18 protein-coding genes are annotated in these 18,734 nt (G+C 61.2%); 6 read left to right on the top strand and 12 right to left on the bottom strand.

The genetic code is table 11. The annotated features are described in order from the left end of the window. Window positions 1–22 precede the first annotated feature (22 nt). The 4 genes from I5S59_RS06665 to I5S59_RS06650 all read right to left on the bottom strand — a co-directional run bounded on the left by I5S59_RS06665 (window position 23) and on the right by I5S59_RS06650 (window position 4,920). On the bottom strand, window positions 23–2,455 hold the full coding sequence (locus I5S59_RS06665; protein WP_197875910.1) for a TonB-dependent receptor: 2,433 nt from the start codon (window positions 2,453–2,455) through the stop codon (window positions 23–25). A gap of 110 nt (window positions 2,456–2,565) precedes the next feature. Then, window positions 2,566–3,543, bottom strand: coding sequence for a FecR domain-containing protein (locus I5S59_RS06660; protein ID WP_197875909.1), 978 nt, complete (start codon window positions 3,541–3,543; stop codon window positions 2,566–2,568). Further along, entirely contained in the window at window positions 3,544–4,056 is a 513-nt protein-coding gene (locus I5S59_RS06655) for a sigma-70 family RNA polymerase sigma factor (protein ID WP_197875908.1), read from the bottom strand. A 156-nt stretch (window positions 4,057–4,212) separates the two neighbouring features. Then, on the bottom strand, window positions 4,213–4,920 hold the full coding sequence (locus tag I5S59_RS06650) for a VacJ family lipoprotein (RefSeq protein ID WP_197875907.1): 708 nt from the start codon (window positions 4,918–4,920) through the stop codon (window positions 4,213–4,215). 196 nt (window positions 4,921–5,116) lie between these two features. Between I5S59_RS06650 and I5S59_RS06645 the strand changes: the two genes are divergently transcribed. Together I5S59_RS06645 and I5S59_RS06640 are read left to right on the top strand one after the other, a co-directional pair. After that, window positions 5,117–5,683, top strand: coding sequence for a phosphonoacetaldehyde phosphonohydrolase-related protein (locus tag I5S59_RS06645; protein ID WP_197875906.1), 567 nt, complete (start codon window positions 5,117–5,119; stop codon window positions 5,681–5,683). Between the two features lie 124 nt (window positions 5,684–5,807). Beyond that, window positions 5,808–6,071, top strand: a complete 264-nt coding sequence (locus tag I5S59_RS06640; RefSeq protein ID WP_128326189.1) for a DUF4404 family protein — start codon at window positions 5,808–5,810, stop codon at window positions 6,069–6,071. Between the two features lie 46 nt (window positions 6,072–6,117). On the opposite strand, the gene queF is transcribed toward I5S59_RS06640, so the two are convergent. After that, window positions 6,118–6,948, bottom strand: coding sequence for an NADPH-dependent 7-cyano-7-deazaguanine reductase QueF (gene queF, locus I5S59_RS06635; protein WP_197875905.1), 831 nt, complete (start codon window positions 6,946–6,948; stop codon window positions 6,118–6,120). A 68-nt stretch (window positions 6,949–7,016) separates the two neighbouring features. Then, complete coding sequence (locus I5S59_RS06630) at window positions 7,017–7,511, bottom strand: cupredoxin domain-containing protein (protein ID WP_197875904.1); 495 nt, start codon at window positions 7,509–7,511, stop codon at window positions 7,017–7,019. Window positions 7,512–7,667: 156 nt separating this feature from the next. On the opposite strand from I5S59_RS06630, the gene I5S59_RS06625 reads away from it, so the two are divergent. Both I5S59_RS06625 and I5S59_RS06620 read left to right on the top strand, forming a co-directional pair. Beyond that, window positions 7,668–8,348 (top strand): heavy metal response regulator transcription factor, encoded by a 681-nt coding sequence (locus I5S59_RS06625; protein WP_197875903.1) that lies wholly within the window; start codon window positions 7,668–7,670, stop codon window positions 8,346–8,348. Next, window positions 8,345–9,703 carry a heavy metal sensor histidine kinase gene (locus tag I5S59_RS06620; protein WP_197875982.1) on the top strand — a complete coding sequence of 453 codons (1,359 nt, stop codon included), beginning with the start codon at window positions 8,345–8,347 and terminating at the stop codon, window positions 9,701–9,703. Before I5S59_RS06625 ends, I5S59_RS06620 begins: the two co-directional genes overlap by 4 nt. 69 nt (window positions 9,704–9,772) lie before the next feature. Here I5S59_RS06620 and I5S59_RS06615 read toward each other — a convergent pair whose 3' ends face one another. The 3 genes from I5S59_RS06615 to I5S59_RS06605 all read right to left on the bottom strand — a co-directional run bounded on the left by I5S59_RS06615 (window position 9,773) and on the right by I5S59_RS06605 (window position 13,031). Further along, entirely contained in the window at window positions 9,773–11,017 is a 1,245-nt protein-coding gene (locus I5S59_RS06615; RefSeq protein ID WP_197875902.1) for a lipoprotein-releasing ABC transporter permease subunit, read from the bottom strand. Between the two features lie 72 nt (window positions 11,018–11,089). Continuing rightward, window positions 11,090–11,773, bottom strand: a complete 684-nt coding sequence (lolD, locus tag I5S59_RS06610) for a lipoprotein-releasing ABC transporter ATP-binding protein LolD (protein WP_197875901.1) — start codon at window positions 11,771–11,773, stop codon at window positions 11,090–11,092. Window positions 11,774–11,780: 7 nt separating this feature from the next. After that, complete coding sequence (locus I5S59_RS06605; protein WP_128326182.1) at window positions 11,781–13,031, bottom strand: lipoprotein-releasing ABC transporter permease subunit; 1,251 nt, start codon at window positions 13,029–13,031, stop codon at window positions 11,781–11,783. A gap of 94 nt (window positions 13,032–13,125) precedes the next feature. Between I5S59_RS06605 and I5S59_RS06600 the strand changes: the two genes are divergently transcribed. Both I5S59_RS06600 and I5S59_RS06595 read left to right on the top strand, forming a co-directional pair. Further along, window positions 13,126–13,713, top strand: a complete 588-nt coding sequence (locus I5S59_RS06600; protein ID WP_128326181.1) for a PilZ domain-containing protein — start codon at window positions 13,126–13,128, stop codon at window positions 13,711–13,713. 27 nt (window positions 13,714–13,740) lie between these two features. Next, window positions 13,741–14,463, top strand: a complete 723-nt coding sequence (locus I5S59_RS06595; RefSeq protein WP_197875900.1) for a glycerophosphodiester phosphodiesterase — start codon at window positions 13,741–13,743, stop codon at window positions 14,461–14,463. 42 nt (window positions 14,464–14,505) lie between these two features. On the opposite strand, the gene sthA is transcribed toward I5S59_RS06595, so the two are convergent. From sthA to I5S59_RS06580, 3 genes are all read right to left on the bottom strand, one after another. After that, window positions 14,506–15,900: a Si-specific NAD(P)(+) transhydrogenase gene (gene sthA / locus I5S59_RS06590; RefSeq protein WP_197875899.1), complete on the bottom strand. Its 1,395-nt coding sequence runs from the start codon at window positions 15,898–15,900 to the stop codon at window positions 14,506–14,508. Between the two features lie 175 nt (window positions 15,901–16,075). Continuing rightward, window positions 16,076–17,110, bottom strand: a complete 1,035-nt coding sequence (locus I5S59_RS06585; protein WP_197875898.1) for an FAD:protein FMN transferase — start codon at window positions 17,108–17,110, stop codon at window positions 16,076–16,078. 75 nt (window positions 17,111–17,185) lie between these two features. Then, window positions 17,186–18,649 carry a glyceraldehyde-3-phosphate dehydrogenase gene (locus tag I5S59_RS06580; RefSeq protein WP_128326178.1) on the bottom strand — a complete coding sequence of 488 codons (1,464 nt, stop codon included), beginning with the start codon at window positions 18,647–18,649 and terminating at the stop codon, window positions 17,186–17,188. Window positions 18,650–18,734: the final 85 nt, after the last annotated feature.

The raw sequence follows: 18,734 nt of genomic DNA, 5'->3' as shown, positions 1-18,734 counted from the left end.
GCTTACACGCGAGCGGAGAGGATCAGAAATCAACGGTGGCCGACAGCTGCAACGTCCGCGGGTAACCGGGAGAGATGGCGCCATAGGAGGCTACGCCCGACCAGTACTCACGATCGAAAACGTTCTGCACGGTGGCACGAAAGGTCGTCGGCCGACCTTCGATTTTGGTCACGTAGCGCGCCCCGGCGTCGATGCGGGTCCAGGCATCCAGCTCCTGGGTGTTGGCCTGGTTGACATACTGGCTGGCGGTGTAGATCGCACCGCCCGTGAGGGTAAAGCCTTCGACCCACGGCGTATCCCACTCGGCCCAGAGGTTGGCCTGCACATCCGGCACGCCCACCGGCTCGTTGCCGCGGTTGGCGCGGGTGGCCGAATCGGTCAGCTCACCGTCAAGCAGGGTGACGCCACCCATTACCCGCGTACCCGTTGCGACCTCGCCGAACATGCTCAGCTCGACACCCCGGTTGCGTTGTTCGGCCTGGACCGAAAACTGGTTACCCGCGCCCAGTTCACCGCTGGGTTTTTCAATTTGAAACAGTGCCAGGGTGGTCATGAACGTGCCGTGTTCGAACTTGACCCCGAGCTCATGCTGTTTGGTCTCGTAGGGCGCAAACGCTTCCCCCGAGTTGGCGGCCGTGGCGGGGGCTATGTCGCCCTTGCTCAAGCCTTCCACGTAGTTGTAATAAAGCGATACGTGTTCCCAAGGCTTGACCACCACCCCCACCACTGGCGTCGTGGCACTGTCGTCGTAACGGGAAGTCACCGCCCCGGTGGCGCTGTAGTTACGCGACTCGATTGATTGCCGGCGTACGCCCAGGGTCAACTGCGCGCGGTCTTCGAGTACGGACAGGGTGTCGGTGATGGCAACGCCAGACAGCTCCGACTCGGAAACGCGCAAGACTTTGGGTGCATTTATGTACTGCTTGGGGACGTCGATCGGGTGGTAGATGTTCGAGCGGATGTCGGTGCCGTTGTTGATGCCTCGGGACAGCTCGTCCTGATACCGCGTCGCCATCACCGTGGTCGTGTGACTGACCGGCCCGGTATCAAACAGGGCGCGCAAGCCGATATCGGCGGTGGAACGGTCGACATTGAATTTGTAGTAACCGGGAATATTGCTGGTATCACCCGCCTCATTGAGGATCCGCGGCACCTGGTCGGACATGCGTTTGACGTCCGCCTTGCCACCACCGGTATGGGCGAACACCGTCACCGCCTCGTTAAGGTCATACTCCCCACCGAGCAACGCCGACTGTTCACTGGTTTCCGACCAGCCCCAGTCCTGTGACAGATTGGTCCGGCCATTGGGCGCCGACGGCACGTCAATGCCCGCCGCCACTGTGAAGGGTCGCGACGCGGCATCCCACTGCTCTTTCTGACTGATGAAGTCGAGGTTCAAACGCAGTCGTTCGCCCTGGTAGTCGAGGGCAATGGCGCCGATGTCCAGTTCGCGCTCCTGGTTATCAATGGCAGTATCCCCCTGCTGGACACTGCCATTGAAACGCACGCCAAACTGCTTTTCTTCACCGAAGCGGCGACTGACATCGATATGCCCGCCCGCCTGGGTATCAGAGCTGTAGCTGGCGGTAAAACGGGTCAGGTCTTCAGGCAGCGCGCGCTTGGGGACGATGTTGATCACGCCGCCAACGCCGCTGTTGGGCGAGATGCCGTACATCAGGGCGCCCGGCCCTTTGAGCACTTCAACCCGCTCGGCATATTCGGTGAAGACGCGGTAGTTGGGGGCCACGCCATAGACGCCGTCAAACGCCAGCTCACCGAGGTTGCCCTCGCCCACGGGAAATCCGCGAATGAAAAACGAATCGACAATCCCGCCGGTCTGCCCGGTGGAGCGCACTGACGGGTCACGCTCCAGCGCATCGGCAACGGTCACCGTCTGCAAGTCGGCCAGGGTTTTTGCGGTATAGCTGGTCACACTGAACGGTGTATCCATCACGTCCTTGTTGCCCAGCATGCCGACTCGCCCGCCACGGGCGACTTGTCCACCGGCGAACGCATCGGGCAACGCACTGCCCTGCAGGCTGTTGGCGTCGATCGTGGTAGCGGCCAGCGTAAGCCCGTCGCCACTGTCGGCAACACGCCTGGTCAAGGTGTAGCTGCCGTCATTGCGCTCAACCAGCTCCAGCCCGCTACCGGCCAGCAGTTGCGCCACGCCGTCAGGCCCCGAGTACGTGCCCGACAGCCCTGCGCTATGCAGCCCCTCGGTCAAGGCCGGTTCAAACGACAGCGCAATGCCCGACTGCATGGCAAAGCTGGACAGCGCACGCCCCAGGGGCCCTGGCGGAATCTCGTAGGTTTGACTGGCGATGGCATCCAGTTGCCGGGGGGTGGCAGCCCAGGAAGAAGTACTTGCTGTGACCAGGGCAACACTGAGCGCGGCAGTGCGAATGGCCATTGCCAACCTGCATTCACCGCGAGGACGACGTACAACTGACATGAGGGGAAGATCCTTAAGACGGAGATAAAAGTGCTGTTCTCTCCTGTTGCCAGTCCAGATGAAAAAAAGTATCACCCCAAGCGCATTTTATTTTTCAGCGCCCAGGCAACTCAGCGGGCAGACAGCAACACCCAATAGCCGCCCATGTGCGTGCTCAGCGTGACGGGATAGGTCTGTACCAGCATGCTCAAGCTGTGTGTGGTATCGCTGAGCGGGAATGCGCCCGAAACAGCCAGGTTGGCAATGGCCGGATCACAGCGCAGGAAACCACGCCGGTAACGCGCCAGTTCGGCAACGAAATCGGCCAGCCTCATTTTGTCGGCCAACAGCATGCCTTGGGTCCAGGCGGTAACCGTGTTGTCGACCATGCTGACCGGGCTGAAGGTACGCGCATCGAAGTCGGCCTTCTCGCCAGCCTGCACAATCAGGCGTTCGCTGGCGACGGCATTGACCGGCTCGACCCGGATGGCACCTTCCAGCACAGCCAGGTAAGTGCGCCCGGCCTGCTCACGTACGCAAAAGCGTGTGCCCAACGCCTGCATCCGCCCTTCGCGGGTCGCTACCCGTAACGGGCGGGACGGCACGAGGTGGTCGGTGGCGGTCTGCACGAGGATTTCACCCCGGCGCAGGTGGATGAGTCGCTGGTCAGCATCGAACTGCACATCGATCGCCGAATCGGTATTGAGTACCACCTGCGTGCCATCGACCAAGGTCAATTCGCGGCGTTCGCCAACGGCGACACTGTAGTCGGCCGTCCAGCCCTGGTGCTCGCCAACCTTCCAGCTCGCCCAGAGTGCAGGCCCGACTGCGAGCAACAGCGCCAGCCGGGTGATTGCTGCCCGGCGATCCGGGTCGGCCGGGCGGTCCAGGGCGGGCATCGACACCGACGCCGGCAAGCTGCCCAGTTTGCTCATCAGCAACTCGGCCCGGCGCCAGGCCTGCTCGCGTTCAGGACTGCTGCTGCGCCAGACAGCCAGCGCGGCTTTCTGCGCGTCGGTTACGTCGCCGTCACTCATGGTCATCAGCCACTCGGCTGCTTCATCGAGGGTGCCGGCATCGATTGCGTCATTACGCCGAATACCTGTCATCTACTCCACCAATGCCAGACACTGCACAAACGCCTGTTTCATGTAGCGTTTGACGGTGATCAGTGACACGCCAAGCTGTTCGGCAATGGCCTCGTACCTCATGCCGCCGATTTGCGACAACAAGAAGGCGCGCCTGACCAGGGGCGGCAGGCTGTCGAGCATCGCGTCGATTTCATGCAGTGTTTCCAGCAGCAGGTAGCGGGTTTCCGGCGACGGCACCTCGGGCGCCGGAAGCGCCGCCAACGCGGACAGGTAGGCGCGCTCCAGGGCTTTGCGTTGACACCAGTTGGCCAGGATGCCCCCTGCAACGCAGTTGAGGTAGGCCCGGGGCTCATCGAACACTGTGACGTTCGAGGCGAGAATGCGGGCAAAGGTGTCCTGCACCAGATCAGCCGCATCCATGGCGTTGCCAAGGCGTTTGCGCAAGCGTGCGTAAAGCCATCCGTGATGACCGCTGTACAGCGCTTCGACGGTACGTAGCTGGTTTAGGGGGGCAGACACAAGTTCGCTCATGACGGGCGGTGTATTTTTGTAAGTGATAACTATTTGCAATATTAATTTAAAGCAGACCCTGCAAGCAAGTGGCGCTCCCCGGCCTGCCAGAAACGGCTGAAAAACAGGCATGAAAAAGGCGACCCGAGGGTCGCCTTCTGTGGACAGACGTGAGGATTAAAAATCGTCTTCGACCTGACCGTCCTTGACCTTGAACTCGCGGTTCTGCAGGTAGGCATTGCGAATGAACACGTACTTGTCACCGCGGATCAGCTTCTCTGCCGACAGCAAGCTGGCCCGCGTGTCGACGACATCCACAGCAAGCGCGGTGTTGCGCGTCGGCACGTGGTCGATATAGCGGTACGGTTCGGTGTAGGTGTCCGGGTACTTGCCGATGGCGTCACGCACGGTGCTTGGGCCCAGCAATGGCAGCATCACGTAAGGACCGCTGCTGACCCCCCAGTAACCCAGGGTCTGGCCGAAGTCCTCGTCATTGCGCTGCAGGCCCATCTTGGTGCCGACATCGAAGAAGCCGCCAATCCCGAAGGTGGTGTTGACGATCATGCGCGCAATATCGACACCGGCGGCATGGGGCTTGAGTTGCAGGACGTTGTTCGCAAGGTTGGTGACATCACCCACGTTGAGGAACATGTTGTGAATGCCATCTTCCAGAAACTGCGGGGTAATCGCCTGGTAACCCTTGGCCAGCGGCTTGAGCGCGTAGGTATCAATGGTGTCGTTGAAAGTAAAGATCGGCCGATTGACGCTTTCCCAGGGGTCTTCCTCGGTTGCCGCCTGGGCTGCACCCAAGGGCGCCAGCATCAGCCCGGCACAGACACAGGCCCGGGCCATCCGATTGATCACGTCTGTACCGTTCCTACGCATAGAGTTACTCCTAGACATTCATTGCAGCGGACGCTACGCGCCCTTCGCTTAAAAGGAAACAAGTATAAAGACTCTTCCACTGATAAACACCCTGACACAAACAAGGTAATAAATTTGTGAATATCTGTGTCGTCACGCCGTAACCAGAACGTAACACGCGAAGTGTAGCCTTCAGGCTATTTACAGGGATGTTGCCATGCCAGACGTTCCCGCCATTACCGCCTTGTTGTTCGGCTTGCGCGACTGCCTTGTTGAAACAGGCACCGAATCGAAATCGCCCCGCCCTGCCCCTGGCGCCTTGCAGACCCTCGACTGGCTGCATCAACAGCAGGTGCCCTGTGCCTGGCTGGATGAACTGCCTGCCACCGACATCGCACACCTGATCCCCCCTTTGCCGACCTGGCTCAAGGCCCACCCGGTGTCGACTCCTTGGCCTGCGCCGGATGCCTGCTGGCACGCGTTGATGGGCCTCAACGCCGGCAAGCTGGAGGGTTGCGTGCTGGTCAGTGGTGAGCCGCGTCTGCTGCAAGCAGGATTGAACGCCGGGCTGTGGACCATCGGCCTGGCCACCGGCAAATCACTGTGCGGCATTGACAGCCAGCAATGGCAGGCCCTGAGCCCGCTGGACCAGGAACGCAAACGCGCCAAGGCGACCTTGCAACTGTTCGCCCTGGGTGTGCATTCGGTGATCGATCACCTCGAAGCGCTAGGCGACTGCCTGGCAGATATCGCCCAACGCCGCCTGAAGGGCGAAAAGCCCTGATACAGGGCCGTTGATCCGCGTCATGCAAAGCGCCGCCTGGTGGATTACTCTAGAAGGCGAGGCATGGACCTTTCGCCCGATACCGGGGTCCATGACTGTGCCTATTCATAAAGGGAGATCACCCATGCCTGCCCGCGAACTGCAAAAGCAACTCGAGACTCTGCGCGAGCAACTGGAACAAAATCCACCGCTTTCCCTGGAAGAGCGCGAGCATCTGCAAGAACTGATGCAGCAGATCGAGGCCGAGATGAAACTCGAAGCCGTGACCCCGGACAACAACCTGGTCGACGGCGTCAACCTCGCCGTTGAGCGCTTTGAGGTCGACCATCCGGGGCTGACCGCCACCTTGCGCAATATCGTTCAGAGCCTGCAAAGCATGGGCATCTGAACCCCGACAGGATAAAAAAGCCCCGTCTTCGAACGGGGCTTTTCAGTTACTGGCGCACCAGGCGCAGGTTCGGCAATGTCACGGTTTCGGTACTGCGGTACGGGTTGATATCCAGCCCGCCGCGGCGCACGTAACGGGCATAGACGGTCAGGAACTCAGGGTTCAGCAGGCGCTTGAGGTCCAGGTAAATACGTTCCACGCACTGCTCATGGAAATCGGCATGCTGACGGAAGCTGATCAGGTAGGTCAGCAGGCTGGCATGATCCAGCGCCGCGCCGCGATAATGCACCGTCACACTGCCCCAGTCCGGCTGACCGGTAACCGGGCAGTTGGATTTGAGCAAGTGGCTGTGCAGGGTTTCTTCAACGAGGCGGCTGCTGTCGCACTGCAGCAACTCCGGCTGTGGCTGTTCGTAATTGCTGATGCTGACATCCAGATCATCGATGCACACACCCGGCAAGGCCACTACGCCCTGCCCTTCAACATCGGCCAGGCTGCGGATCTGCACGGCCACCGGCTTGCCGGCCGCAGCAGACAGGTCTTTTTCCAGGCAGGCCTGCAGGGCTGCGGGCGACTCGAACGCAGTCTGGTTCAGCGAGTTCAAGTACAGCTTGAACGACTTGGACTCGATGATGTTGGGCGAATCAGCCGGAATCGCGAACTCACCGATAGCCACCACCGGCTTGCCCGACGGCAGCAACCAGGACAGCTCGAAGCAGTTCCAGAAGTCCACCCCTTGCCACGGCAGGGTCTGGGCAGTGACACCCAGCTCGGCCCATTTGGCCGCACGGGGGATGGGGAACAGCAGCGAAGGCGTGTAGGTGGCGATGTATTCGCTGGACTTGCCCAGCGGAGAATGTTCGGCGGCGGGATGCATGGCTCAAACCTGAAGGACGAAATACGCCTAGTTTATCGGGTTTGTGCCATGCGTTGGGTAATCGGCTGTTATTGGTCGATGGTCAGCTTGCCGACCATGCCGGCCTGGTAGTGACCTGGCACGTTGCAGGCGAACTCGATCGGGGTCGTCTGGGTGAAGGTCCAGGTCAGCTCGCCACGTTGGCCGGGCGCGACCATCACCGTATTGGGATCGTCATGCTTCATGCTGGCGCCATGCTGCATAGTGCCGTGCCCCATGGCAGCGTGGTCCATCTGCCCCTGCATGGCGAGCATTTCCTGTTGATGCCGGGCATGCATGACCGCATCACCGAGGCTGAACTCATGCATCACCGCACCCTTGTTGACCAGCACGAAACGCACCGTCTCCCCGGCCTTGACCTGCAGGCTGCGCGGCGCGTAGTACATGTCGCCCATGACGATTTCTACAGTGCGATCGGCCTGGCTCGCCAGTGCGGGTGCGCCAAAGGCATAGGAATGCGCCGGTGACGCCAGTGCGGGCAGGCTGAACAGCGCCAGGGCGCCGGCGAAAATAAGGTGTTTCATGTCAGGCCCACTCCAGGGTTGCGACGAATCAGGCTTCACTGTAGAAAACCGGCGCTGGCAGCTACCTGACAAAAAGATTACAACTTTGTCAGCTTGGCCACCCGCCACGTGCAGCACGGTATAACCAACCGGCAATCCATCTCCAAGAGCCAGCCGATGAAACTGTTGATCGTCGAAGACCAGACCAAGACCGGCCAGTACCTGTGCCAGGGCCTCAGTGAAGCAGGCTTTGCCACCGAGCTTGCCGCCGACGGCAATACCGGCCAGCACCTGGCCCTGACGGGCGACCACGACCTGCTGATCCTCGATGTGATGCTGCCAGGGCGCGATGGCTGGCAAATCCTCCAGGCGGTGCGCGCCTCGGGTAACGAAGTGCCGGTCCTGTTCCTGACTGCCCGCGATGCCGTGGAAGACCGCGTGCACGGCCTGGAACTGGGCGCCGATGATTACCTGGTCAAACCCTTTGCCTTTTCCGAGCTGCTGGCACGGGTGCGCAGCCTGCTGCGCCGGGGCTGCAGCCCGACCCAGGAAACCAGCCTGGGCCTTGCCGACCTGCGCCTGGACCTGATTCGCCGCCGGGTCGAGCGCAGCGGCCAGCGCATTGACCTGACCGCCAAGGAATTTGCCTTGCTTGAACTGCTGTTGCGCCGCCAGGGCGAAGTCCTGCCCAAATCGCTGATTGCCTCCCAGGTCTGGGACATGAACTTCGACAGTGACACCAACGTCATCGAAGTGGCGATCCGCCGCCTGCGCCTGAAAATCGACGACAGCCACGAACACAAGCTGATCCATACCGTGCGCGGCATGGGTTATGTCCTTGAAGAGCGGCTGGCCTGATGCGCCGACTGTCCCTGAGCAGCCGCCTGGCCCTGCTGTTCGCCGCCTGCACCGCAGCGGTATCGCTGACAGCCGGCGTGCTGTTCAGCCGCGCCAGCCAGCATCACTTCATCGAACTTGACCAGCAACTGCTTGAAAGCCGCCTGTCAGTGCTGCGCCAGATCCTCGACGGTGTGCATGACCCCGCCGGGCTCGCCACGCGCCTGTCCGCCTTGCAAAGCGAGTTGAGCCATCAGGCCGACCTCGCGGTGCGAATTCGCGGCAGTAACGGCCAGGTGTGGTTCGACAGTCAGGCCAACCTGCCGGACTCCCCCCAGGCGCCTGGTCTGAGCACCTTGCATAGCAGCAGTAGCGCTTACCGCAGCCTGAGCGTGAATCTCGCCGATGGCGAGCCGCAATCGGCGCAACTGACGCTGTTTCTCGACATCACCCACCACCAGCATTTTCTCCAGCGCATGCAGCAGCTGATCTGGCTGACGGTCGGCCTCTCGGCCCTGGCCACTGCCCTGCTAGGCGCCTGGGCCGCGCGAAGTGGCCTGCGCCCCTTGCGCCAGATGGGTGAAGTGGCGTCAAAAGTATCGGCGCGCTCGTTGACCACCCGCTTGCCCGAGGGGCAGATGCCGGTGGAGCTGGCTGAACTGGCGCAAACCGTCAACGCCATGCTGGAGCGGCTGGATGATGCCTTTCAGCGCCTGTCGGCGTTCTCCGCCGATATCGCGCATGAACTGCGTACTCCTCTGTCGAACCTGCTGACCCACACACAGGTCACCCTCACCCGCCCACGTGAACTGGAGGAATACCGCGAAGCCTTGCACAGTAACCTTGAGGAACTGCAGTGGATGGCTCAACTGGTCAACGACATGCTCTATCTGGCCAAGGCCGACCACGGTCTGCTGATGCCCAGCCGCCAGCACCTGACGCTTGCCGAAGAGGCTGATGCCCTGCTGGAGTACTACGCACCGCTGGCTGAAGAGGCCGGTGTGGCACTGCACCGGGAGGGTCAAGGGCGCCTCGAAGGTGACCGCCACATGCTGCGCCGGGCCCTGTCCAACCTGCTGGACAACGCCTTGCGCTTTACCCCGGCACAGGGAGAAATTCGCGTCAGTATCGAAGTGCACGCCGAGCAGGTGCGCCTGCAGGTGGCCAACACCGGCGAGCCGATTGACCCGGCATTGCTACCGCGGCTGTTCGACCGTTTTTACCGGGCCGACCCTGCACGCCGTGAAGGCAGCAGCGAACATGCGGGCTTGGGATTGGCAATTACCCGTTCGATCGTCCAGGCCCATGGTGGCTCCATCCGCGCCGAATCGACGGCGGGATGGACGCGCTTTGTGATCGATTTGCCAGCGGTGTAGCCGGCTCCACACAAGCCTTGTAGGCGCTGGCGAAGCCTGCGATCGAGCGCAAAGCGCTCGCAACAGTGGTCACTCGTAACGCAATGCGTACGCCGGCTCGACTTGCGATGCCCGATATGCCGGGTACAGCGTCGCGAGAAAACTCATCACCAGGCCGGCACTGCAGATCAGCGCCACATCGCCCCACTGCAGCTCCGATGGCAGGCTGCTGATGAAATACACATCGGAGGTAAAGATGTGTTGCCCGCTGACACGTTCCAGCCAGCCGACGATCTGACTGACATTAAGCGCCGCAATCACCCCGAGTACCCCGCCGATCAACGTGCCGACGATGCCGATCAGTGTGCCCTGAACCATAAAGGTGCCCATGATCTGCGCAGGCGTTGCGCCGATGGTGCGCAAGATGGCGATGTCCGCGCCCTTGTCGTTCACCACCATGATCAAGGTGGCGATGATGTTGAACGCCGCCACGGCGATGATCATCAGCAGCAACAGACCGATCATGGTCTTTTCCATCTTCATCGCGCTGAACAGGCTGCCCTGGGTGTGCGACCAGTCATCTGCGCGATACGCCTCGCCCAGTTGTCCGGCAATCGCCTTGGACACCTGAGGGGCGGCGTACAGATCCTTGAGCTTCAGGCGCACGCCCTGAACCTGATTGGGCTGCCAGCGCTGCATCTGCGCGGCGTCGGCCATGTGGATGTAGGCCATGGAACCGTCGAGTTCGGCACCCACCTTGAACACCCCGACCACATTCAGACGCTGCATGCGCGGGGTGATGCCGCCCGGCGCGCTGCTCACTTCCGGTACGATCAGGGTCAGCTTGTCACCGACATTCAGGCGAAAACGCCGGGCAGTGATTTCGCCGATCACCACGCCGTACTCGCCCGGCTCCAGCCCCTGCAGACTGCCCTGGACAATGTGCTGACCGACGATCGACACCTTGCCTTCCTGGGCCGGATCAATCCCGCTGACTTGGATCGGCTGCATCGCACCTTTGTAGGAAAGCATGCCTTCCATCTCGGTCAACGGCGCAACGCCAATCACCTGCGGATTTTTCAGTGCCGCATCGGCCACGGGTTTCCAGTCATCCAGCGGTTGCACACCGAGGATGCTCGCATGCGGCACCATGCCAAGGATCCGCGCGCTCATTTCGCGCTGGAAGCCGTTCATCACCGACAACACCACGATCATTGCCAGCACGCCCAACGACAGGCCGATCATCGAGGTCATGGAAATGAACGAGATGAAATGGTTGCGGCGCTTGGCGCGGGTGTAGCGCGCGCCGATGAATATAGACAAGGGTCTGAACATGAACGGAAGCACCCAGGTAAATAAAAGGAACAGGCTGCCCGGCAATGGCCACGGGCACCCTGTACGGCCAGGTCAGATCGCTACCAGGTGCCCGTCTTCCAGACGCAGCACACGGTCCATCTGCCGCGCCAGGTTAAGGTCATGGGTAACCACCAGGAACGCCGTCTGCGACGAACTGCTCAATTCCTGCATCAGGTCCTGAATGCCCTGGGCCGTGTGATGGTCCAGGTTGCCGGTCGGCTCGTCGAGCATTACCAGTCCCGGACGGTTGACCAGGGCCCGGGCGATGGCGACACGCTGGCGCTCGCCACCGGACAGCTCCGCCGGCTTGTGATTCAGACGATGACCCAACCCCACGCGCTTGAGCAGCGCCGCGGCCCGCTCGCGGGCGTTGGGGATGGCGGTGCGTCCGATCAACAACGGCATGCACACGTTCTCCAGAGCAGTGAACTCCGGCAGCAGGTGGTGGAACTGGTACACGAAACCCAGCGCACGGTTACGCAGCAGGCCGCGGGCCCGCTCGCCCAGGGCCGACAGCTCCTCACCAGCCAACCAGACGCTGCCCTCGCTCGGGGTATCAAGGCCGCCGAGCAGGTTGAGCAAGGTGCTCTTGCCCGAACCCGAACTGCCGACGATAGCCACCCGCTCACCGGGATGCAGCTCCAGCTGCAGGCCGGACAACACCTGAACCTTCTCCGGGCCTTCCTCGTAGGACTTGCCCAGGTTGCGGCAACTCAGCACTGCTTTATCACTCATGCCCAACTCACTCATAACGTAGCGCCTCCGCAGGCTGGGTGCGTGCCGCACGCCAGGCCGGATACAGGGTGGCGAGGAAACTCAGGACCAATGCCGCACCGCATACCATCCACACGTCTTCGGCCATGACCTGGGACGGCAGGTAGTCGATGAAGTAGACGTCGGCATTGAGGAACTTGTGTCCGATCAGGGTTTCGAGCCCGGCGATGGCAGCGCTGACATTGAGCGCCGCCAGAATGCCGACCACGCCGCCAATCAGCGTACCGACCACACCGATCACGGTGCCTTGGACCATGAAGATGGCCATGATCTGCCCGGGTGTGGCACCCAGGGTACGCAGGATGGCGATATCGCCCTTCTTGTCATTCACCACCATCACCAGGGTGGAAATGATGTTGAAGGCCGCGACCGCGACGATCAGCAACAGCAGCAGGCCGATCATGGCTTTTTCCATACGGATCGCCTGGTACAGGTTACCGTGCGTGCGCGTCCAGTCGCGGGCATAGAATTCACGCTCGCCCAGCTGCTGGGCGATATCCCAGGCCACACGCGGCGCCTGGAACAAATCATCGAACTTCAGGCGCAGGCCCTGGACCTGATCGGCTTTCCAGCGGTGCAGGCGCGACAGGTCCGACAGGTTGGTCAGCCCCAGGTAACCGTCGATCTCACCGGCACCGACATGGAAGATGCCGACCACGGTAAAGCGCTTCATGCGCGGGAACATGCCCGCGGGGGTCACCGTTACCTCGGGAGCGACGAAGGTCAGCTTGTCGCCGATGCCCACACCCAGCTTGGCCGCGGCCTTGTCACCGATCATGATGCCGAAGTCGCCCGGCGCCAGGTCATCGAGCTTACCTTCGCGGATGAAGTTGTCGATGATCGACACCTGCCGCTCCTGCGCGGGGTCAATGCCGTTGAGCAGCACCTTCTGCACCTTGCCCTCGTGGGTCAACAGCCCCTGCATCTGGGTGAACGGCGCTACCGCCACAACCCGGGGGTTCTGCTTTACTTGATTGGCAAGGGCTGGCCAGTCGTTGAGCGGCTGACCGGTTTCGAGCGTGGCATGGGGCACCATGCCCAATACCCGGGTGCGCATCTCATGGTCAAAACCGTTCATTACCGACAACACCACGATCATGACCACCACGCCCAGGGCGAGGCCGATCATCGAGGTCAGGGAAATGAACGAGACGAAATGGTTACGGCGCTTGGCACGGGTGTAACGCGTACCGATGAATACGAAGAGAGGTCTGAACATGTCGGGGCTTGTTCGGATGAAAGAGGAACGTCCTTGTGGCGGGGCTTGAATAGCAGCTTTACACTCAGACCACCGCCGCTACCATGGGTTCGCCATGTCGACATTAGATGAAGAAGATCGCCGCGAATACTACCGTATCGAGGATCGGATCGCACTGGAAATTAGCCCGCTGAGCGCCGCCGAAGCCCTTGGCAGTGACTTGTTGCAAGATGATTCACCGCTTTTCAACCTGCTCAGCGAATTGCACCTGAGCGAGTTCGAGTCGCAACACCTGCTGCGCCAGCTCAGCGATAAGGATCGCGTGCTGGCCGCCTTTCTCAAAGCACAGAACAAACGCATCGACCTGCTCAGCGCCGTGGTGGCCCAGACCCTGCTCGGGCAGCTCAGCGCGCCGCAGCCGGTGGTGCTGTCCGAAGGCGGCATCGAGTTCAACCAGGCACAGCCCATTGCCGCTGGCAGCCGGGTGGCGGTGAAGATGGTACTGATGCCTCAGGCCCTGGGCCTGCTGCTGCGCGCCAGGGTGACCCATTGCGACCAGCAGGCCGATGGCCTGTATGAAATCGGCAGTGAGTTCATCGACATGACCGATGCCCAGCGCCAACTGCTGGCTCGCTATATCTTGCAACGCCAGGCGCAACAACGACGCCAGGCACTGGAACAGCACACCCCGAGCGCTCCTTGAGTCTCACCCTTTCTTGAAGGAACAAACGTGACCCAGATTTACGGCCACCGTGGCGCCAAGGGCGAAGCCCCCGAAAACACCCTGACCAGCTTCCAGCACTGCCTCAAGCAAGGCGTGCGTCGCTGCGAACTGGACCTGCACCTGTCAGCCGACAACGAGCTGATGGTGATCCACGACCCTACGCTCAAGCGCACCACCGGCCGGCGCGGCAAGGTGGTGGAGCACGATGCCGCCGCACTGGTGACCTACGATGCACGCAAAGGTGGCCCGGGCTGGCTGACGCCCTGCCCTATTCCACGGCTTGAGGAACTGTTCGAGAAGTGCGATTTCGATCACTGGCAACTGGAGGTCAAGAGTGCCTCGCGCACCCGCGCCGCCACTACGGTCCTGGCCATTCGTGAGATGGCGCAGCAGTACGGCCTGCTCGACAAGGTCACCATCACCTCGAGTTCACGGGAAGTGCTGGGTGCGGCGCTGGAACTGACACCGGACATCGCCCGCGGCCTGGTAGCCGAATACGCCTGGCTCGACCCGCTGAAAGTCGCCCAGAACTATGGCTGCAATTTGTTGGCGTTGAACTGGACACTGTGCACCCCGGAGCGCCTGATCAAGGCTCAGCGCCAGGGGTTGCACGTGTCGGTGTGGACAGTCAACGAGCCGGCGCTGATGCGCAGGCTCGCCGACTTCGGCGTAGACAGCCTGATTACAGACTTTCCCGGTTTGGCCAGCGCCACCCTCGAGAATCGCTGAAATCGGTCTCCCCGGCCGGCTCAGGCCACCGGCCGGAGCCGCTCAAAAAAGCCGGTTGAGGCCGTCGTAGGCCGCTACCCGATAGGCTTCGGCCATGGTCGGGTAGTTGAAGGTAGTGTTGACGAAGTACTTCAGCGTATTGCGCTCACCCGGCTGATCCATGATCGCCTGGCCGATGTGAACGATCTCCGAAGCCTGGTAACCGAAGCAGTGCACGCCGAGGATTTCCAGGGTCTCGCGGTGGAACAGAATCTTCAGCATGCCTTGCGGCTCACCGGCAATCTGCGCTCGCGCCATGCCCTTGAAGAACGCCTTGCCGACTTCGTACGGCACCTTGGCCTGGGTCAGCTCCTGCTCGTTCTTGCCGATCGAGCTGATCTCCGGAATGGTGTAGATGCCGGTCGGCACGTCGTTGACGAAACGCCAGCTGCCATTGTCGACGATACTGCCAGCGGCCGAACGACCCTGGTCGTGGGCGGCACTGGCCAGGCTCGGCCAGCCAATGACGTCACCGGCGCCATAGATGTTCGGGACGTGGGTGCGATAGTTTTCATCGACCTCGATCTGGCCACGGCTGTTGACCTTGATGCCGATGTTTTCCAGCCCCAGCTTGTCGGTGTTGCCAGTACGACCGTTGCACCAGAGCAAGGCGTCGGCCTTGATCTTCTTGCCGGACTTCAGGTGCAGGATCACACCGTTGTCCAGGCCTTCAACGCGCTCGTACTCTTCGTTGTGGCGAACAGTGATGTTGTTGTTGCTGAAGTGGTAACTCAACGCCTGGGAAATTTCCGAGTCGAGGAAGCTCAACAACTGACCACGGTTATCCACCAGTTCCACCAGCACACCCAGACCGCTGAAGATCGAGGCATATTCGCAACCGATGACACCCGCACCGTAAACGATGAGTTTGCGCGGGGTGTGGCCCAGGCTCAGGATGGTGTCGCTATCGTAGATACGCGGGTGGTGGAAATCGATGTCGGCCGGACGGTACGGGCGCGACCCCGTCGCGATGATGATGTGCTTGGCCACCAGCTTTTCAACCACACCGTTGGCGCACACCACTTCGATGGTCTGCTCGTCGGCGAAGCTGCCGGTGCCGAAGAACACGTCGACACGGTTACGGGCGTAGTAGCCGGTGCGCGAAGCGACTTGCTTGGAGATGACCTTCTCGGCACTTTTCAGTACATCCGGGAACGAGAACCAGCGCGGCTCACCAATGGCCCGGAACATCGGGTTGGTGTTGAACTGCATGATCTGGCGCACCGAGTGACGCAGGGCCTTGGACGGAATGGTACCCAGGTGGGTGCAGTTGCCGCCGACCTGGCGACGGCTATCGACCATCGCCACCTTGCGTCCTGCTTTGGCAGCATTCATTGCCGCCCCTTCTCCCGCGGGGCCGGAACCCAGCACCACTACGTCGTAGTTGTAGACAGCCATGCGTACTCCTTTAGAACAGGCCCGGTCGCCACATTGGCAAGCGGGGCTAGATCATGTCGCCAGCGGCGCCATGAAAAAATTCGGTTGCAGTCTAATCAAGCTTCAAGGCCGCGAACATTAACCCTTGGTCGCGTCGTAGGCTATTTTTCTCTGCACTACATGCCACAGCACCCATTCAATGCACCTTCCCTGTGGGAGCGGATGTATCCGTGAAAGGCGGTATCAACAGCTCGAACGCCGGGGTGCTACGAGCGACGAAACCGTCGGCAACCCGGGTCACGAACACCGCGGCGATCTGATGCCTGAGTGCAAAATCCCACCCTTGCTGAGGCCCGAGGATCAACAACAAGGTCGAATAACCATCAGCCATCAGCGTCGAACGATCAAATACCGTCACCGCCGCCAGGTCATGTTTCACCGGCCTGCCCAGGCGCGCATCGAAGGTGTGCGAATAGCGCCGGCCATTCTCCTCGAAATAATTGCGATAGTCACCGGAGGTTGAAACGCCGACACCCTCCACCGCCACCACCTGCTGGGCAATCTGACGATCATCGCGAGGCCATTCGACAGCGACTTTCCAATGACTGCCATCAGGTTTTCGCCCCAGCGCCTTGAGCTCACCAGTCGCCTCGACCAGCAAATCCGCGACTCCCAGGGCTTGTAGCCGCTCAACCAGCAGGTCCACCGCATGCCCGGCGGCGATGCTGTTGAAGTCCAGTTCCACCGCCGCATCCTTGCACAGCTGCTCGCCCACTATGCGCAAATGCCCATGCCCGACACGCTGTCGCGCGGCGGCCAGCGCCTGTTCATCAGGCACCTTTTCCAACCTCGACTGCGGGCCGAAGCCCCATAAGTCAAGCAAGGGCTCCACCGTCAGATCAAACGCACCGTCACTCGACTGCGACAACTGTTCGCCCACGCGCACCAGCGCCAGCACGTCGGCAGGCATGGCTTGGCAGCTGTTGGCCGGCAAGCGGTTGAAGGTTGCCGTCAGCGAATCGCCACGGTAGGTGGAAAAGCGCTTGTCGACGCCCTCGAGAATCGTCTCCACCTCGCGCCTGACCCGTTCTGGCGAGGGCCCTTGAGGCGTGCGCACATACTGCACGGTGTAGCTGCTGCCCATGGTCGGGCCGCTGATACGCTCCAGCGAATCGCCCTGCCCGCAGCCTGCCAGGCCCAGCACCAACCCGACCCCTAGCACTTTGAGCATCCAGCCTCCGCAAATAACCGACCACAAAAAAAACGGGAACCCAAAGGTTCCCGTTCTTTCAACACGCTGTGAAGCTTAGCGTGGGAAGGCTGGCGGGTTTACACCGGCCATGTCTTCCATTACACGCACTACCTGGCAGCTGTAACCGAACTCGTTGTCGTACCAGACGTACAGGACAACACGGTTGTCGTTGCAGATGGTGGCTTCGGCATCGACCACACCGGCGTGACGCGAGCCAACGAAGTCGGTGGAAACCACTTCCTGCGAGCTCACGTAGTCGATCTGCTTGTGCAGATCCGAGTGCATGGCCATCTGGCGCAGGTACTCGTTGATTTCTTCGCGGTTGGTGGCCTTTTCCAGGTTCAGGTTCAGGATGGCCATCGACACGTTCGGCGTTGGAACACGAATCGCGTTACCGGTCAGCTTGCCCTTGAGCACTGGCAGTGCCTTGGCGGCTGCAGTGGCGGCACCGGTCTCGGTGATAACCATGTTCAGCGGCGCGGCGCGGCCACGACGGCTGCCCTTGTGGAAGTTGTCGATCAGGTTCTGGTCGTTGGTGAACGAGTGAACGGTTTCGACGTGGCCATTGACGATGCCGTACTTGTCATTGACAGCCTTGAGCACCGGCACGATGGCGTTGGTGGTGCACGAAGCGGCCGAAATGATCTTGTCGTCAGCGTTGATGTCGCCATGATTGATACCGTGCACGATGTTCTTCAGCGCGCCTTTGCCAGGTGCGGTGAGGATCACGCGGGCAGCGCCCGGGCAGGCCAGGTGCTGGCCCAGGCCGTCGGCGTCACGCCATACACCGGTGTTGTCGACGATCAGCGCGTTTTCGATGCCGTACTGGGTGTAGTCGACTTCGCTCGGGCTCTTGGCGTAGATAACCTGGATCAGGTTGCCGTTGGCAGTGATGGTGTTGTTTTCTTCGTCGATGGTGATGGTGCCATCGAACGGGCCGTGAACCGAGTCACGACGCAACAGGCTGGCACGCTTGACCAGATCGTTCTCGGCGCCTTTGCGCACGACGATGGCGCGCAGACGCAGACCGTCGCCACCACCGGTTTTTTCGATCAGGATGCGCGCCAGCAGGCGGCCGATACGACCAAAACCGTACAGAACAACGTCGGTGCCTTTACGCGCCGATGCATTCTGCTGACCCACCACGTCGGCCATTTCTTCACGCACGAACTGCTCGGCGCTACGGCCGTTGCCTTCTTGCTTGAACTTGTTGGCCAGCTTGCCCAGGTCGACCGAAGCGGCGCCCAGTTTGAGCTCGCTCATGGCCTTGAGCAGCGGGAATGTCTCGTGGACAGAGAGTTCGGTTTCGTCGGTTTGGCGATGACGAGCAAAGCGGTGCGCTTTGAGGATCGAGATCACCGAACGGTTGATCAGGCTACGGCCATAGATCGAGCTCACCACGTTGTTATTGCGGTAGAGCTGACCGATAAGCGGGATCATCGCTTCTGCAAGTGCTTCACGATCAATCCACTCACCAAGACACTGGTCGGGCTTCTGAGTCACGGGAACCTTCCACATGTAGGGACAGAAAAAAGGGGCTACATTATGACGCCCCGCAGCCCATCGGGCAATGAGCGCCTGTCGCCACCCTGTCACTACATGT

This window comes from Pseudomonas alkylphenolica, assembly GCF_016009175.1.
Lineage (GTDB): Bacteria > Pseudomonadota > Gammaproteobacteria > Pseudomonadales > Pseudomonadaceae > Aquipseudomonas > Aquipseudomonas alkylphenolica_B.
Note: the sequence above shows the minus strand (reverse complement) of the source record. Positions and strands in the feature narration are given on the sequence as shown.

Excerpts from the sequence above, each read along its gene's own strand:
- I5S59_RS06665 (WP_197875910.1), bottom strand. The coding sequence starts at position 2,455 with ATGTCAGTTGTACGTCGTCCTCGCGGTGAATGCAGGTTGGCAATGGCC.
- I5S59_RS06660 (WP_197875909.1), bottom strand. The coding sequence starts at position 3,543 with ATGACAGGTATTCGGCGTAATGACGCAATCGATGCCGGCACCCTCGAT.
- I5S59_RS06655 (WP_197875908.1), bottom strand. The coding sequence starts at position 4,056 with ATGAGCGAACTTGTGTCTGCCCCCCTAAACCAGCTACGTACCGTCGAA.
- I5S59_RS06650 (WP_197875907.1), bottom strand. The coding sequence starts at position 4,920 with ATGCGTAGGAACGGTACAGACGTGATCAATCGGATGGCCCGGGCCTGT.
- I5S59_RS06645 (WP_197875906.1), top strand. The coding sequence starts at position 5,117 with ATGCCAGACGTTCCCGCCATTACCGCCTTGTTGTTCGGCTTGCGCGAC.
- I5S59_RS06640 (WP_128326189.1), top strand. The coding sequence starts at position 5,808 with ATGCCTGCCCGCGAACTGCAAAAGCAACTCGAGACTCTGCGCGAGCAA.
- queF (WP_197875905.1), bottom strand. The coding sequence starts at position 6,948 with ATGCATCCCGCCGCCGAACATTCTCCGCTGGGCAAGTCCAGCGAATAC.
- I5S59_RS06630 (WP_197875904.1), bottom strand. The coding sequence starts at position 7,511 with ATGAAACACCTTATTTTCGCCGGCGCCCTGGCGCTGTTCAGCCTGCCC.
- I5S59_RS06625 (WP_197875903.1), top strand. The coding sequence starts at position 7,668 with ATGAAACTGTTGATCGTCGAAGACCAGACCAAGACCGGCCAGTACCTG.
- I5S59_RS06615 (WP_197875902.1), bottom strand. The coding sequence starts at position 11,017 with ATGTTCAGACCCTTGTCTATATTCATCGGCGCGCGCTACACCCGCGCC.
- lolD (WP_197875901.1), bottom strand. The coding sequence starts at position 11,773 with ATGAGTGATAAAGCAGTGCTGAGTTGCCGCAACCTGGGCAAGTCCTAC.
- I5S59_RS06605 (WP_128326182.1), bottom strand. The coding sequence starts at position 13,031 with ATGTTCAGACCTCTCTTCGTATTCATCGGTACGCGTTACACCCGTGCC.
- I5S59_RS06600 (WP_128326181.1), top strand. The coding sequence starts at position 13,126 with ATGTCGACATTAGATGAAGAAGATCGCCGCGAATACTACCGTATCGAG.
- sthA (WP_197875899.1), bottom strand. The coding sequence starts at position 15,900 with ATGGCTGTCTACAACTACGACGTAGTGGTGCTGGGTTCCGGCCCCGCG.
- I5S59_RS06585 (WP_197875898.1), bottom strand. The coding sequence starts at position 17,110 with ATGCTCAAAGTGCTAGGGGTCGGGTTGGTGCTGGGCCTGGCAGGCTGC.
- I5S59_RS06580 (WP_128326178.1), bottom strand. The coding sequence starts at position 18,649 with ATGTGGAAGGTTCCCGTGACTCAGAAGCCCGACCAGTGTCTTGGTGAG.